Annotated in this window: 11 protein-coding genes; 3 read left to right on the top strand and 8 right to left on the bottom strand. The window is 64.5% G+C overall.

All coding sequences use genetic code 11. The features are described 5' to 3' along the window. The 3 genes from M6689_RS04590 to M6689_RS04600 form a co-directional block, all read left to right on the top strand. Positions 1-944: DUF444 family protein (locus M6689_RS04590; protein WP_298268364.1), on the top strand; the 944-nt coding region annotated here is incomplete at its 5' end. 70 nt (positions 945-1,014) lie between these two features. Next, positions 1,015-2,640 carry a SpoVR family protein gene (locus tag M6689_RS04595; protein ID WP_298268366.1) on the top strand — a complete coding sequence of 542 codons (1,626 nt, stop codon included), beginning with the start codon at positions 1,015-1,017 and terminating at the stop codon, positions 2,638-2,640. Positions 2,641-2,652: 12 nt separating this feature from the next. After that, a complete protein-coding gene (locus M6689_RS04600; protein WP_298268368.1) occupies positions 2,653-4,950 on the top strand; it encodes a serine protein kinase PrkA in 2,298 nt (765 codons plus the stop codon). A gap of 83 nt (positions 4,951-5,033) precedes the next feature. Here M6689_RS04600 and hemE read toward each other — a convergent pair whose 3' ends face one another. From hemE to M6689_RS04640, 8 genes are all read right to left on the bottom strand, one after another. After that, entirely contained in the window at positions 5,034-6,056 is a 1,023-nt protein-coding gene (gene hemE, locus M6689_RS04605) for a uroporphyrinogen decarboxylase (protein ID WP_298268370.1), read from the bottom strand. A gap of 160 nt (positions 6,057-6,216) precedes the next feature. Next, positions 6,217-7,287 carry a radical SAM protein gene (locus M6689_RS04610; RefSeq protein WP_298268372.1) on the bottom strand — a complete coding sequence of 357 codons (1,071 nt, stop codon included), beginning with the start codon at positions 7,285-7,287 and terminating at the stop codon, positions 6,217-6,219. Between the two features lie 71 nt (positions 7,288-7,358). Then, complete coding sequence (locus tag M6689_RS04615; protein ID WP_298268374.1) at positions 7,359-8,114, bottom strand: ABC transporter permease; 756 nt, start codon at positions 8,112-8,114, stop codon at positions 7,359-7,361. Then, on the bottom strand, positions 8,114-9,040 hold the full coding sequence (locus M6689_RS04620) for an ATP-binding cassette domain-containing protein (RefSeq protein ID WP_298268377.1): 927 nt from the start codon (positions 9,038-9,040) through the stop codon (positions 8,114-8,116). Before M6689_RS04620 ends, M6689_RS04615 begins: the two co-directional genes overlap by 1 nt. Positions 9,041-9,051: 11 nt before the next feature. Further along, positions 9,052-11,199: an ATP-binding protein gene (locus tag M6689_RS04625; protein ID WP_298268380.1), complete on the bottom strand. Its 2,148-nt coding sequence runs from the start codon at positions 11,197-11,199 to the stop codon at positions 9,052-9,054. 12 nt (positions 11,200-11,211) lie between these two features. Continuing rightward, a complete protein-coding gene (locus M6689_RS04630) occupies positions 11,212-12,282 on the bottom strand; it encodes an ATP-binding protein (RefSeq protein ID WP_298268381.1) in 1,071 nt (356 codons plus the stop codon). Beyond that, positions 12,279-13,817 (bottom strand): response regulator, encoded by a 1,539-nt coding sequence (locus M6689_RS04635; protein WP_298268383.1) that lies wholly within the window; start codon positions 13,815-13,817, stop codon positions 12,279-12,281. Before M6689_RS04635 ends, M6689_RS04630 begins: the two co-directional genes overlap by 4 nt. Beyond that, on the bottom strand, positions 13,817-16,099 hold the full coding sequence (locus M6689_RS04640; protein ID WP_298268385.1) for an ATP-binding protein: 2,283 nt from the start codon (positions 16,097-16,099) through the stop codon (positions 13,817-13,819). Before M6689_RS04640 ends, M6689_RS04635 begins: the two co-directional genes overlap by 1 nt. Positions 16,100-16,131 lie beyond the last annotated feature (32 nt).

The raw sequence follows: 16,131 nt of genomic DNA on the forward strand, positions 1-16,131 counted from the left end.
AGGGGGAAGAGGGGGAGGTGATCGGCGAGCAACCGGTTCGCCCCGAGAAGGAAGGGGGGGCCGGCACGGCGGGGCACGGGGAAGGGGAGGGGCACGAGCTGGAGTCCACCGCCTACGACCTGGGGCGGATCCTGACCGAGCGGTTCAACCTCCCGAACCTGAAGGAAAAGGGGAAGAAGAGCTCCCTCTCCCACTATACCTACGACCTCACCGACCGCAACCGCGGCTTCGGCCAGATCCTGGAGAAGAAGCAGACGCTGCGGCGGATCATCGAGACGAACATCAACCTCGGGACCATCGAAGACGTCTCGGATATCGACACGACCCGCCTCCTCATCGACCCCCGGGACCGGATCTACCGCATCCTCTCCCGGGAGCTGGAGTACGAGTCCCAGGCGCTGGTCTTCTTCGTCCGCGACTACTCCGGCTCCATGGAGGGGAAGGCGACGGAGGTGGTCTGCTCCCAGCACGTGCTGATCTACAGCTGGCTCCTCTACCAGTTCGCCCGGCAGGTGGAGTCACGGTTCATCCTCCACGACAACGATGCCCGGGAGGTCCCCGACTTCTACACCTACTACAACCTCCGTGTGGCGGGGGGGACCCGGGTGGCGGCGGCGCTGCGGCTCGTGAACGAGATCGTGGAGAAGGAGAGCCTCGCCAGGGATTACAACATCTACGTCTTCCACGGCACCGACGGCGACGACTGGGACACCAACGGCGAGGAGACGATCCCCGAGCTGCGGCGGATGCTCACCTACGCCAACCGGGTCGGGATCACCATCGCCGAGCACACCTACGGCTCCAGCGGCAACACCGAGGTGGAGCGCTACCTCAAGAAATCGGGGCTTCTGGAGGAAAAGCCGGAGCTCCTCCGTCTGGACGTCATGGGGGAGGACGCCGACGAGACGCGGGTGATCGAGGGGATCAAGCGATTGATCTCGTAGGGGCGGCCCCATGTGACCGCCCAATCCGGGCAACCACACGGGGTTGCCCTGCGATACGGCCAATTCAATTATGGAACTCATCGACCAACATACGAAAGAGATCATGGAGGGGTGCAAGGAGCGGGCCCGCGATGCGGGACTACGCTTCTCAGACGAGACCCTCGAATACATCGTCACCAACCGGGACATGCTGGAGCTCCACCCGAAGGTGATGATCCCGACCCTCTACGACTACTGGGTCCACGATGTGGAGGTACTGAAGGAGAAGGGGAAGTACGAGCTCTACCCCTACAACCCCTACGAGACGGTGATCAACACCCGCCCCCCCATCTCCTTCTACAACGACAACAACCCCGACTGGCTCAACGTGATGATCTTCTACCACGTCCTGGCCCACATCGACTTCTTCCAGAACAACCTCTTCTTCCGCCACACCTGGGAGTACGACCTGACCGGCAAGGCCCTGGCCGACAAGCGCCTCATCGCGCGGCTGCGCTCCGAGTACGGCCGCTGGGTCGACTACGTCATCGAGTTCGCCCGCGCCATCGACAACCTTGTGGGGTACTTCGACGACCTCTCGGGGCACTTCCGCGAGGAGCGCCCCCGTTTCTCCCGGCGTCTCGATTACTACTTCGACGTCTTCCTCCAGTCGGTGAAGGGGGTGAAGACCGCCGCCTACATCAAGGAGATCGAGCGCTATAACCAGTGCCTGCGGGAGAACCCCGGGCTCGGGGAGGAGACCTTCTTCGCCGACGTGGTGGTGAAGCACCCCGAGTTCGAGGCTATGTATCTCAAGAGCCTCACGGGAAAGAAGGCGAAGCGGCTCGACCTCCTGCAGTTCGTCATGGAGCACTCCAGTTTCCTGAACCGGGACGAGAACCGCTGGATGAAGGGGGTGCTGGAGGTGGTGCGGTCGACCTCGGTCTACTTCCAGCCCCAGATCCGGACCAAGATCATGAACGAGGGGTGGGCGAGCTACTGGCACGAGACCCTCTTCCTGACCGACGAGCGGATCGCCGGCCACGAGGTCGACTTCGCCCGGGTCCACTCGGGGGTCACCTCGCTGCCGCGGGTGGGGCTCAACCCTTACGCCATCGGGATGCGACTCTTCCGGCAGATCGAGGAGATGGCCGACAAGGGGCGGATCTCCCTCGACTTCCAGCGCCTTGCCGACATCAGGTCCCGGGAGGAGTTCGACCGCTCGACCGGCAAGGGACGCGACTTCATCTTCGCGGTACGGGAGAACCTCTGCGACTTCACCTTCCTCTCCTCTTTCGTCGACCAGGACTTCGTCGACCGCCACGGCCTGTTCGTGGCCGGCAAGCGGCTCGACAAGGAGCGGATGCGCTGGCAGTACTACGTCAAGAGCCGCAAGGCCGAGGCCTACCGGGAGATGCTCCTCGATGCCCTCTACCACCCGCCGCGGATCGAGATTGATGCGAAAAAGGGAGGTAGCGAGTACCTCTACCTCAACCACGTCTTCGAGGGGAAGCCGCTGGTGACGGACTTCATCGCCAACACCCTCATGGGGATCGAGTACCTCTGGGGAGGACCGGTGAAGCTGGAGACAAGCGTTGCGGGTCTTCCCCCCCCTGAAGAGGCAGTGAAGATCACGCGGGAAGAGGAAAAGAAAATCCACTGGCGCCGGTTCGTCTATACCATGGAAAACCGGACGCTTTCAAAAACCGGCCTCTGATCGGATCAAGCCATGGACACCATAACACAGGCACTGCACCATATCGATCGGAGCCTCGACGACTGGGACCACCGGGGGGCGATCCCCTTCGAGGAATTCCTGGGGCTGCTCGTGGCCAACCCCAACCGGGTGATCCGCAACGTCTTCCAGGTCTTTCACGACATGGTGGTAAGCCACATCAGGGGAGGAGTGGACGAGTACCCGGTGGATCCGGAGTCGATCCACTACGTCTCCTACGACTGCACAAAGCTCTTCGTGGAAGGGACTGACAATCCCTTCTTCGCCGACCGCCTCTTTGCCAACCGCTTCATGAACCTCGTCGACTCCCTCCGGCGCGGGGCCCAGCAGAACAAGATCTACGTCTTCGAAGGGCCGCCGGGGAGCGGCAAGAGCACCTTCCTCAACAACCTCCTTCTCAAGTTCGAGAACTACGTCAAAACCGAGGAGGGGATGCGCTACGAGGCGATCTGGCGTATCGACCGCCAGGCCTTCGGTGGCTTCACCCGTCACGAGACCGCGGTCTTTCTCGACAAGCTCTCGAAGCTCCTGGAGGAGCACGAGTTCAACCAGGAGGAGCTCCTGGAGGCGGAGCACGCCATGCACCCCGGCGACGACGTGGTGGAGATCCCGTGCCCCTCCCACGACAACCCGATCCTCGTGATTCCGAAGCAGTTCCGGCGCCAGTTCTTCGACGATCTCTTCAAGAACGACGAGATGAAATGGCGGCTTTTCACCGAGAAGGAGTACGAGTGGGTCTTCCGCAACACCTCGTGCACCATCTGCAGCTCCCTCTACCAGGCGCTGCTGGCGCGGCTAAAGAGTCCGAAGGAGGTGCTGCGGATGCTCCACGCGCGCCCCTACCGCTTCAACCGCCGCCTCGGCGAGGGGATCAGCGTCTTCAACCCGGGGGACAAGCCGATGCGCCAGAGCGTCTTCACGAACGAGATGCTCCAGAACCGGATCAACGCCCTGCTGCGCGACTCCAACGAAGCCAAGTATCTCTTCTCCCAGTACGCCAAGACCAACAACGGCATCTACGCCCTCATGGACATCAAGGGACACAACACCGACCGGCTCATCGAGCTCCACAACATCGTCAGCGAGGGGATCCACAAGGTGGACGACCTGGAGGAGAACGTCGACTCACTCTTCCTGGCCCTCATGAACCCGGAGGACAAGAAGAACATCGAGAGCTACCAGTCGTTTCTCGACCGGATCGAGTACATAAAGATCCCCTACATCCTCGATCTCAACACCGAGGTCCAGATCTACCGCAACATCTTCGGCAAGCAGATCGACCACAGCTTCCTGCCGCGGGTGCTCCACAACTTCGCCCGGATCATCATCTCCTCGCGGATGCGGGAGCGCTCCCTGGCCATGCACGAGTGGATCCCCGAGCCGCACCGCTACAGCCAGTACTGCGATTTCAACCTCCAGCTCCTCAAGATGGAGATCTACACCGGCCATATCCCGACTTGGCTCACGGAAGAGGACCGCAAGAGACTCACCGCCAAGCGGCGGCGTCAGATCATCGCCGAGAGCGAGGCCGAGGGGGACAAGGGGTTCTCGGGGCGCGACGCCCTCAAGATCTTCGGCGATTTCTACTCCACCTACGCCCGCAAGGACAAGCTGATCACCATGACGATCCTCACCGACTACTTCACCAAGGTGAGGCAGGAGCTCGGGCGCCAGATCCCGGACGGATTCATCGAATCCCTGGTCCGGCTCTACAACTTCACCATCCTCCAGGAGGTGAAGGAGTCGCTTTACTACTACAACGAGGAGCAGATCTCCCGCGACGTGCAGAACTACCTCTTCGCCATCAACTTCGAACCGGGTATCGTGGAGAAGAGCACCTGGACCGGCGAGAAGCTCACGATCACCGAGGCGTTCCTCGAGGGGATCGAGAACCGGCTCCTGGGGGGGGAAGCGACGCCGGCACACCGGCACACCTTCCGGCGCGACACCCAGAAGGAGTACGCCTCCCGGACCCTCGCCCAGGAGATCCTCTCCGAGGGGAAACCGATCACCGGGACCGGTCTCTACCAGACCCTCTTCGAGCGCTACGTCTTCAACCTCAAGGAGAAGGCCCTCGACCCGTTCCTCGACAACGTCAACTTCCGGCGCGCCATCAAGGACTTCGGCCGGGAGGAGTTCAAGACCTACGACAAGCGGATCCGTGACGACGTCACCTTCCTCATCGGCAACCTCTGCACCAAGTTCCGCTACAACAAGCACGGGGCAAAGGAAGTCTGCATCTACGTCATCGACAACGACCTGGCGCGGACCTTCGGACACTCCACATCCTGAGCGACATCGGCAGGGCGCACCGCAAAAAAAGGGACGGTCATCTCGACCGTCCCTTTTACATTTTCTCTACGGGCGTTTGTCGGCTATTTCTGCGACAGCCGGTGCACGCACTCCACCATGTGGATGGCGTTCTCCGGCGGCACCGTCGGCAGGATCCCGTGCCCCAGGTTGAAGATGTGCCCGGGGCGGCCGGCGTTCTCATCCAGAACTCGCCTCACCTCGGCCTCGATGACCTCCCTGGGGGCGTAGAGGACCGTCGGGTCCAGGTTCCCCTGAACCGCCACCTTCGGGCCGAGGATGTCGCGGGCCTTCCCCAGGTTCACGTGCCAGTCGAGCCCCATGACGTCGCCCCCCGCCTTCTGCACCGTCTCCAGTATGGTGCCGGCCCCCTTTACGAAGTGGATGACCGGGGTGCTCTTCCGGTCGAGGCCGTTGATGAGCTTGGTGGTGTAGGGGAGGACGAACTTTTCATAGTCGGTGGGGGAGAGGACCCCGCCCCAGGTGTCGAAGATCTGGATCGCCTGGGCCCCGGCCCGGATCTGGGCGTTCAGGTACTCCATGTCCATCATGGTCACCTTCTCCATGAGGGCGGCGTAGACCTCGGGGGCGGCGTACATCATCCGCTTGATGTTGGCCCAATCCTTGGAACCCTTCCCCTCCACCATGTAGCAGGCCAGCGTGAAGGGAGCCCCGCCGAAGCCGATGAGGGGGACTTTTCCCGCCAGCTCCCTGCGGAGGATCTTGATGGTGTCGAGGACGTAGGGAACATCCTCCTCCGGGTTGGGAATCCGGAGCCGCTCCACGTCGGCCATGGTCCGGACCGGGTTCTCGAAGACCGGGCCGGGAACAAAGTCGAGCTTGAGCCCCATGGGCTCCACCGGGGTGAGGATGTCGGAGAAGAGGATGGCGGCGTCAACCCCGAGGATGTCGACCGGCTGGATGGTCACCTCGGCGGCCAGTTCCGGGGTCTTGCAGAGCTCCAGGAAGGTGCACCTGGAGCGCACCGCCATGTATTCGGGGAGATAGCGCCCCGCCTGGCGCATGAGCCACACGGGGGTGCGGTCGACCGGCTTTCCCCAGCAGGCGTCGAGAAAACGGGTGTTCATGGATAATCCTCCTCAGAAATAAAAAAAACGGTTCATCACCGGAACGTGAGATTTTCGTCAGATTGGTGCACCCGCAGGAACCCCGGCGGAGGCGTAGCAGCGCTACGCCGCACAACGGGGTGACGAGGACGGCGCCAAGATGGCGGAAATATCGCGTTCCTTACGCCTTCTTCTGAAGGCGTATGGGGACATAGTTGCAGAAGGGCTCTTCCGCCATGTAGTCGCCGTACACCGCGTCGGCCCGGGCGCGGCAGCCGCCGCAGACGTTGATGAACTCGCACTCGCCGCACTTACCCTTGTAGGCCTTGAAGTTTCTGAGATCCCTGAAGATCTCCGAGTTCTCCCAGATCTCCCGGAAGGGGGTCTGTTTCACGTTGCCGGCGGTGCGGTGGAAGTAGGAGCACGGCTTCACGTTGCCGAAGCAGTCGATGAGGCAGATGGTCTGGGCCGCGATGCACCCCTTGCCGCCGCCGGTGGAGAAGGTGAGCGACCGGCGCTCGAACTTCACCCCCTCCTCCCTGGCCCGCATCGGGACCATCCGGTAGTAGTGGGGGGCACAGGTGGGGCGCATGAGGATCTCGTCCTCCAGCTTCTCCTGCTGGTAGTGCCACTCCAGGATCTCCTCGTAGTCCTCCTTGGAGATGAGCTCGCTCATGATCTCCTCGCCCCGGCCCGTGGGAACGATCATGAACATGTACCAGGCGGTGGCCCCGAGGGATTTCGCCAGCTTGAAGGTGTTGGCGATGTCGTGCTGGTTTCTTTTCGTAAAGGATGAGTTGATGAGGAACTTCTGGCCGTTGCGCCTGAAGATCTCCGCAGCCCGCACCACCCCCTCGAAGGCGCCGGGGCACTGGCGGAAGTCGTCGTGGACCGCGGCGCTGCTTCCGTCCAGGGAGAGGGAGACCATCTTGATGTCGGCCTTCCTCATCTTCTGGCAGATCTCGTCGGTGACCAGAGCGCCGTTGGTGGCCATGCACATGCGCAGCCCCAGGGAGGTGCCGTACTCGGCCAGCTCGAAGATGTCCTTGCGCATCAGCGGCTCGCCGCCGGAGAGGACGACGACCGGCTTGGAGAAGTCGGCGATCTCCTTCAGAAGCTCCTTCCCCTCCTCGGTGGTGAAATCCCCCTCGGAGGAGGTCAGGTCGGAGGAACAGCGGCAGTGGACGCACTTGAGGTTGCATTTCTGGGTGGTTTCCCAGGCAACCCATTTGGGTATGAATTCTTCGGCCATAAAAACTCCGTTGTCGGATGCGTATCTATTGAATCCTACTATGAACGGCGCCAACAGCACAAGAAGTTTAGCTATTCCTCGATTTTCCGGTTGAAGATGGCAACGGCCCCGGCAAAGGCGACGGCGGCGGAGAGGGCGAGGATGGCGAGGTAGGCGCCGTTCAGGCTCCCCGCCAGAAGCGCCACCCGCGACCCCTCGAAGAGGGCGGTGGTCGGGATGGCCGTGACGTAGCCGCGGATAGCGGCGGGGTAGGAGGAGACCGGGAAGAAGACCCCGGACATGAAGATGAGCGGCATAATTACCACCGCCTGGACCTTGCCGATGGTCTCGGGCTTGTCGAGGAGGGTACCGCAGACGGTGCCGAGGCAGGAAAAGATCATAGAGCCGAGGACGATGAAGGCGAGGTACCCCGCCAGGTGGGCGACGGTGACGCGAAACCCCGTGAGGAGGAAGATGACCGCCGCCACCGCCACCCCCTTGAAGGCCCCCTGGGTGAAGCCGGAGATGATCTTGCCGATGACGATGTCGTAGACCGTGATGGGGGTCACGCGGTACGCCTCGATGGTCCGCTGGACCTTGCGGTGGAACCACATGCTCCAGGCGCTCTCGTCGAAGGCGGCGCTGACGGCGGTCATGGTGATGAGCCCCGGCGCCATGAAGACGGTATAGGGAACCCCCTCCACGTTGGCGATGTACCCCTTGAGCCCAAAGCCGAAGGCAAGGTAGAAGGTAAGCGGCGAGGCGACCACCGCCAGGAGCTCCGTGAAGAGGCTGCGGCGCAGCACCAGCATGTCGCGGTTCCAGATGGAGAAGGCGCCCTTGAACACTATTCCCGCACCTCCCGCCCCGTCAGCTCGATGAAGACATCCTCCAGGGAGGGCTCCAGGAGACAGAGCTTGCGGATGTCCTCGTTGCCGATGGCGTCCATGAGGGGCTTGAGATACTCCTCGCCGGCGAGACAGAGGCGGAAGGTGTCCCCCGTGCGCCGGAGGGAGCGGACGAAGGGGAAGCCACCGAGCATCGTCTCGTAGCGGTCGGCGTTGGCCCGGAACTGGAGCTCGTAGACGTGGGCATGGGCCATCCGCTCCTTGAGCCGGGCCGCGGTCCCGTCCACCAGGGCCCGGCCGTGGTCCATGATGACGATCCGGTCGCAGAGGGCGTCGGCCTCGTCCATGTAGTGGGTGGTGAGGAAGATGGTCATGGAGTCCTTCAGGGATTCGATGTACTCCCAGACCGCCCGGCGGGACTGGGGGTCGAGGCCGGTGGTCGGCTCGTCGAGGAAAAGGACCCGGGGACGGTGGACCAGGGCCCGGGCCACCACGAGACGCCGCTGCATCCCGCCTGAAAAGGTGTCGGGGAAGTCGTGCTGGCGGCCAGTGAGCCCCACCAGCTCCAGAAGCTCGTCGATCCGTCGCCGGGAGTCGGAGGGGGCCATGCCGTGGAGCCGTGCCTGAAGGACCAGGTTCTCCCGGGCGGTGAGGTAGCGGTCCAGGTTGTTCTCCTGGGGAACGACGCCGATCAGCCGCCGGACCTCCCGTCCATCCCGCTGCACGTCGTGCCCCTCCACCAGCGCCGTGCCGGAGGTGGGGCGAAGGAGGGTGGTGAGGATCCTGATGATGGTGGTCTTGCCGGCGCCGTTGGGACCCAGCAGCGCGAAGATGGTCCCCCGCGCCACCTCCAGGGAGAAGCTCTCCACCGCCGTGAGGGTGCCGTAGCGCTTGGTGACGGCTCTGAGGGAAAGGGCGGAATCCATCGCTTCCCGCCTCATTCCATCGGGAAGAGGAGGGAGAAGACGCTCCCGGCGCCCCCCTTCCCCGGCTCCACCCAGACCATCCCGCCGTGGGCGTCCATGATTCCCTTGACGATGGAGAGGCCGAGCCCCGACCCCTTGGACATGTAGCCGGTCTTCCCCGAGGAGTGGTAGGCGATGTCGCCGATGCCGTAGAACTTCTCGAAGATCCGCACCCGCTCCTCCTCGGGAATGCCGACCCCGGTGTCGGCGACGTCGAGACAGTAGAACTCCCCAACCTTCTCCACGTTTTCGGGAAACTCCCGGTAGAAACAGCGGAGGTACTCCCGCCGGCCGAGGAGCTCGTCACGGGTGACGGCGTGGCCGGAGATCTCGATCCGCCCGCCGTCCGGGGTGAACTTGATGGCGTTTTCGAGGAGATTGCGGACCACGAGGCGGCAGAACCCCTCGTCCGCCGGGATGGAACAGGGGTCTGCGGTGATGGAGACCACGATGTCCCGCTCCGACAGGGGAAGGAGCAGGGTGTGGCGGACCTCCTCGCAGAGGGAGGTGAGGTTTACCGGCCGCTTCTGCAGCACGAACCCCTTGGCCTCGATGCGGGAGATGGAGAGGAGGTCGTCGACGATCCCCTTGAGCTGGGTCACCCCCTCATAGACCGACTCCATCATCTCCTTCTGCTCCGGGGTCATGGGGATGTCGCTGTAATGGAGGAGAAACTGGAGCCCCCCCATGATGGAGGTGAGGGGGGTCTTCAGTTCGTGGGACGCCATGCCGATGAAGCTGTTCTTCGCCTGGTTGAGGCGGCCGAGCTCGATGTTCGCCCGCTTCACCTCCTCCAGGTGCTCCTTCAGCTCCCGCTTGCTCCGCTGGAGCTCCTCGTTCTTCCCCTTCATCCGGTCGTAGAGGGTGTGGTTCTCGATGAGGACCGCCATCTGGTTGGCGATGGAGGAGAGAAGGAAGACCTCCCGGTCGGTGTAGTTGCGGACCGAGCGGTGGGAGACGAAGAGGACACCGATCACGCCAGAACCGATCTTGAGGGGGAGGGCGCACCACGCCCCCATCCCCATTGCCTCCGCCGCCCCCTCCACCGCCGGGGTGAAGTGGCCGGCGATCTCGTCGGACTTGACCGACTTGCCCCCCAGCACCTCCCGGACCCAGCCGGCGTCCCGGCGCAGGGTCCGGAAGGCGGCGGCGAACTCCCGGGAGAGGCCGAGCCAGGCGGTGAGGGAGAGGGTCCCCCGCTCCAGGAGGTGGATGCCGGAAAAATCGATCTGGAGCATGTGGTGGAGCTGGGAGAGGAGATCGACCATGATCCGCTTGGAGCCGCGGCGGGAGTTGAGGCGAAAGGCGATGGCGTAGAGGGTGAGGAGCTCCCGGTCGGTGAGCTTCTTCTCCTCCTCCATCCGCTTGCGCTTGGTGATTTCCTTGATGACGTAGACGAAGCCGTGCTTGCTCTCGGTGGGATGCATCGGGTAGCAGGCGGCGTTGTACCACCCCTTGAGTATCGGGAAATGGACATCTTCCTGATCGGGCTTGAGCTCGGAGCAGAGGCGGAAGATGCTCCCCTCGGCCTCCCGCTCGCCGTAGAAGAGCTCGGTGATGTCGGTGCCGATGACGTGGTTGTAGGTGGTGCGGAAGTATTCGATCAGCTTGTTGTTGCAGCGGATGATCGTCCCCTTCGGGTCGGTGAGGACCACGAGGTCGGAGACGGCGTCAAAGGCCGCCTCCCACTCGATCTTCCCCTGGCGGATCGCCAGCTCGGCCCGGCGCCGGGTCCGCCGCTCCGAGGAGTCCCGCAGCTCCCGCTCCACGGCGGGGATGAGCCGGGAGAGGTTTCCCTTCATGAGGTAGTCATGGGCACCGGAACGCATGGCGTCCACGAGCATCTCTTCGCCGATCTTCCCGGAGACGATGATGAAGGGGAGATCGAGGCCGCTCTTTTTCAGGGTCTCCAGGGCGGCCGGAGCGGAGAAGTTCGGCATCCGGTAATCGGAGATGACCAGATCCCACTCCCGGCTGGCGAGGGCCTGCTCCATGGCGGGCATGGTTTCGACCCGCTCGTATGCCACCTCGTACCCCCCCTTGCGCAGGTCCCGCAGCAGAAGGAGCGCGTCGTCCGCCGAATCTTCAACCAGAAGCAGGCTAAGTTTCCTGGTATCCATAGTGACTCTCCGTCATCTTCCGAGCGTGAAGCAGAATGAGGCGCCGAGGCCAACCGTCCCCTCGGCCCAGATGCGGCCGCCGTGCCGCTCCACCACCCGGCGCACCGTGGCGAGGCCGATCCCGGTCCCTTCAAATTCCTCGGCACGGTGAAGGCGCTGGAACGGCTGGAAGAGCTTGCCGGCATAGGCCATGTCGAACCCGACGCCGTTGTCCCGCACCAGGTAGACCCGCTCCCCTTCATCCTCCTCCGCGCCAAACTCGATTACCGCCCCCGCCCGCTTGCCGGTATACTTCCAGGCGTTGCCGAGGAGGTTCTCCAGCGCCACCCGCAGCAGGCGCGAATCCCCTTCGGCCCGCACCCCTTCGGCGATCCGGAAGGTCACCTCCCTCTCCGGCTCCCCCTGCCGCAGCTCCGCGGCAATCAGCTGGGCCAGGGCGCTCAGGTTTACGGGACGGCGTTCCAGCTGGCCGCGCCCCACGTCGGCCAGCTGAAGCAGGTCGTCGATGAGCCGCCCCATCCGCTGCGCCCCGGCGCGGATCCGGACGAGATGGTTCCTTGCCTCGGCGTCGAGCCGGTCGCCGTAATCCTCCAGCAGCGCCTTGCTGAAGCCGTCCATGTGGCGCAGCGGCGCCCGCAGATCGTGGGAGACCGAGTAGCTGAACGATTCCAGCTCCCGGTTCGCCCGCTCCAGCTCGGTGGTCCGCTCCCGCACCCGCTCTTCCAGCTCGGCGTTGAGCCGCAGGATCTTCTCCCCGCTCGCCGTAAGCTCGTGCTGGCTCCGCTCGTACTCGTCAAGCTGCTGGCGAAGCTCCTCCTCCACCATGCAGAGCTCCTCGTTTCTCTCCCGCAGCCGCTCCTCGGCCCCCTCAATCACGGCGATGTGGCGGTTCACCAGCCAGTAGAGGAGGGTGGCGGTGAGGGCCACGAAGAGCCACCCCTTGAAGGTCTGGAAACGGGTGAGAAGCTCCGGGTCCCGAACGGCCAGTGAGAGGAGCCGGTCCGAGGAGAGGATCCAGAGCGAGGCGGCGATGGCGTACGCCGCCGCTATCCTTGCCGCTATGCAGATCTGTGGCCGCGTCATGTCACGCTGCCGGGAGCCGCAAGGGGGAAGAGCATCCGGAAGATGCTCCCCTTCCCGGGCTCGCTCTCGACCCAGATGTACCCGCCATGGGCATCGGATACCTTCCGGCAGAAGGCGAGCCCCAGTCCGCTGCCGCTCACCTTTCCCTGGCGGCGGTTCTTCGCCTGGACGAAGCGGTCGAAGATGGTGACCAGGACGTCGTCCTGGATCCCCACCCCGGTGTCGCGGACGGCGAGATGGAGATACCCGCCGGCGGGGGAAACGCTCCCGGCCGGGTAAAACGCCGGCGGCACGAGGCGGGCCGCCTCGCTTCCCCCAAGTGCTGCGGCGCTCACCTCGATCTCCCCCCCTTCGTCGGTGAACTTGATGGCATTGGAGAGGAGATTTCCCATGAGGCGGACGAACTTGTTGCGGTCCACCGGGACGACGATCTTCTCCTGCGGGAGGGTGAGCCGGAGGGTGAGCCCCTCCCGGCGTGCCACCGGCTCGAAGCGGGCCATGACCCGCCCGAGAAGGGGGGCCAGCTCCTCGTCGCGCAGGGCGAGCGCCATCCGCCCCGCCTCGAACTTGTGGACATCGAGGAGGGTGTCGATCATCTCCACCATCTCGGTGCAGCTTTCGATGGCGGAGTCGAGGTAGCTGCGCTGCTCCGCCGTCACCTTCCCGAGACGCCCCTCCCGCACCAGGTCGACGGAGCCGACGATGGCGGTGATGGGGGTCTTGAGGTCGTGGGAGAGCATCGAGACGAAATCCTCCCGCTCCTGCTCCAGCGCCTTCAGGGCCGAGATGTCGCGGATGATCTCCACGCTCCCGAGCATCTCCCCCTCCGCGCCGACGAGGGGGGCGGCACTGGCGAGAACCGGGATCGCCCGGCCGGCGGCGCGGAGGGTGTAGGCGACGTCGAGGCACGGTTCCCCGGTGGCGAGGACCACCCGGGAGGGTAGCCGCTCGGGGGGGAGGTCCGCCGCCAGCAGCTCCTCCACCGGCAGCGTGTGGACGGCGTCGGCCGAGACGCCGAGAAGCTCCTCCGCCTTGCGGTTTACGGTCATCACGAGCCCCTGCCGGTCCACGGCTATGAGCATGTCGGCCATCCCCCGGAGGATCGCCTCCATCTTCCGGCGCTCCTCCTCCACTTCGCGCTGGAGCCGCTCGTTCTCGATCCGGGTCCGGTTGTACTGGATCGCCCGCTCCACCCGCTTCTTCATGTCGTCGGAGGAGAAGGGCTTGGAGATGTAGTCGGTGGCCCCTTTCTTCATCGCCTCTACGGCGATGTCCTCGCTGCCGTGGGCGGTCATCATCACCGCCACGAGGTCGGGGTAGTCGCGCCGGATCCGTTCCAGGACCTCGATGCCGTCCATGCGGGGCATCCGGATGTCGAGGAGGATCAGGTCGAAGGGGTCGCGGGCAAGCGCTTCCAGCGCCTCGACCCCGTCCCGGACCCGGACGGTCCGGTAGCCGGCGTCCTCCAACTGCAGCTTGAGGATGAGGGCAATGTCCGCTTCGTCGTCAACAATCAGGATTCTCTCGCCAGTCATCACTGTTCCTCATGGACGGGGATCGTGAAGGTGAAGACGTTCCCCCCTCCGATCCCCTCGGTATAGAAGATCCTGCCGTGGTGCCGCTCGACGATCTCCTTGCAGATGGCGAGACCGAGTCCCGTGCCGCCGTGCTGGCGGCGGTCGGAGTTGTCGAGCTGCTGGAATTTCTTGAAGAGCTTACCCCGGTCGGCCCACTGGATCTCCCGCCCCCGGTCCGCCACGGAAACCGCCACGAAGTTGTCACTCCGCTCGGCGGTGATCGTCACCACCGACCCCCGGGGGGAGAACTTCACCGCGTTGGAGAGGAGGTTGGTGAGGACCTGGCCGAGGCGGTCGCGGTCGCAGAAAACCGGCGGCAGATCGTCCCCCACGGCGTTCTCGACCGCGATGCCGTGCTCCCGGGCATATCCCGCCAGCTCCTGGACCGCGACAGTCACCAGCTCCCGCACGTGCTGGCGGCTGCGGGCAAACTCCATCCGCCCCGATTCGATCTTGGCGATGTCGAGGATGTCGTTCACGAGCCGGATCAGCCGGTCGGTGTTGCGCAGGCAGATGGCGAGCAGCTCCCCCTCCACCTCCGTGAACCCCTTTCCCTTGTCGAGGATCAGCTGGAGCGACCCCTTGATGGAGGTAAGGGGGGTCTTGAGCTCGTGGGAGACGGTGGAGATGAACTCGGTCTTCATCCGCCCCACCTCCTCTTCGGCGGTCACGTCCCGCACCGACATCACCACCCCGGCGAATCCCCCCTCGTCGCTCAGGGGGGAGAGGTTCACCCTGAGCTGCTTCCCCTTCACCGCCAGCGCTACGTCCCGGCGGGGAGCCGCATCACTATTCTCTCTCATGGAGTCGATATAATCAACCAGAGGGCAGAATTCTCCCCCCCCGCAGAGCTGCTCGACGGTCTTCCCCACGACCCGGTGCGGAACCATCTCGAAGAGTTGCTGGGCGGCCGGGTTGAAGAGGATGATCCGTCCATCCCGGTCGGTGACGGCGATCCCTTCGGCCATCCCGATGAGGATCGCCTCCAGCCGCCCCATCTCCACCCGGAGCGCCGCGGTCCGTTCCGCAACCCGCCGTTCCAGGAGCTCGTTCATCTCCCGCAGCTTTCCGTTCAGCTCCTCCAGGTCGTGGGCCTTGGCGCGGATGGTCCGGTCGCGCTCGTCGAGGGTCCGGGCCATCCGGTTGAACGCCTCGGCCAGCTCCCCCACCTCGTCGGCGGAGGTGACCGCCACCCGCGGGCGGAGGTCCCCCCCCTCGATCTTGCGGACCCCCGTGGCGAGCTCGCTCAGGGGGGTGGTGAGGCGCCGGGCGACGAGGTATGCCGTGATGAAGGAGAGGATGAAGCCGAGCACGGCCGACGTGACGATGTTGCCGAGGCTCTCCCGCATGATCCCCTGGAAATCATGCCGGGAGAGGGCGAGGTAGAGGGCCCCCACGTATTCCCCCCGGCTGTTGGTCAGCGGTTCGAAGGCGGTCTTGTACCGTATGCCGCCGATGGTGGCGTCGCCGCGGTACGGCTCCCCCCTGGCGAGCCTCGCCGTAACCTCGGGGGAGAGGGATGAGGGAAACGGTACCGCCCCCCCCCGGTTTCGCGGCGCCGTTTCCCCCCCCCGGGCGACCGCCACCACCACCTGCTTGCCGAAGATATCCTGGACCCGCGCCGGGATCGTTTCGTCGTTGTCGATTATATCACCGGCCACGATGGCCCCGGCCGGCCGGCCATCCCCTTCCAGAACCGGCACCACTACCGTGATCATCAGCTTCCGTTCGGAGTCCGTGGCGCCCAGGCACTCCCTCTCCACCCCTTCCTGGCAGAGAAACCGGCGCGTGACGAGCTCCGTGGCGACCACCGGCCGCCGCTCCCGATAGGCGCGCTCCACGGTCGGGACGAGGGAGAACCGGTCGCCGCTGCGGGAGGAGCCCCACCGGGCGATGACCCGAAGGGTCGGGTCGACGAAGGTAAACATCTCCACGTGGGGAAGGATGCCATGCCAGCGGCGGCCGGCATCTCGGAGCCAGGGGAGGTCGCGGCGCTCGAAGCGCTCCCGCACGGGGGGAGCGGAGGCGGGGTGCATCAGCGAGACCCTGATCTCGTTTCCGCGGGCCAGGTACTGGTCCCGGGCGAAAAGGAGATTGGCGTTCAGTTCCTTGGAAAGGTACCTTTCCAGGAAGCCGTCGATGGTCCTGGCGGTGGTGTGGATCAGGATGGCGTAGGAAACAAGGAGGATAAGAAAGATCGAGAGGAAGATCTTGTTCCTGATGGTGAGCCGTGCAGTCATGGGCGCCCCTTCGGCACACGGTCCCGCCGGCC

Origin of the sequence: Geobacter sp. (assembly GCF_027327745.1) — a bacterium.
Taxonomy (GTDB): Bacteria; Desulfobacterota; Desulfuromonadia; order Geobacterales; family Geobacteraceae; genus Geobacter.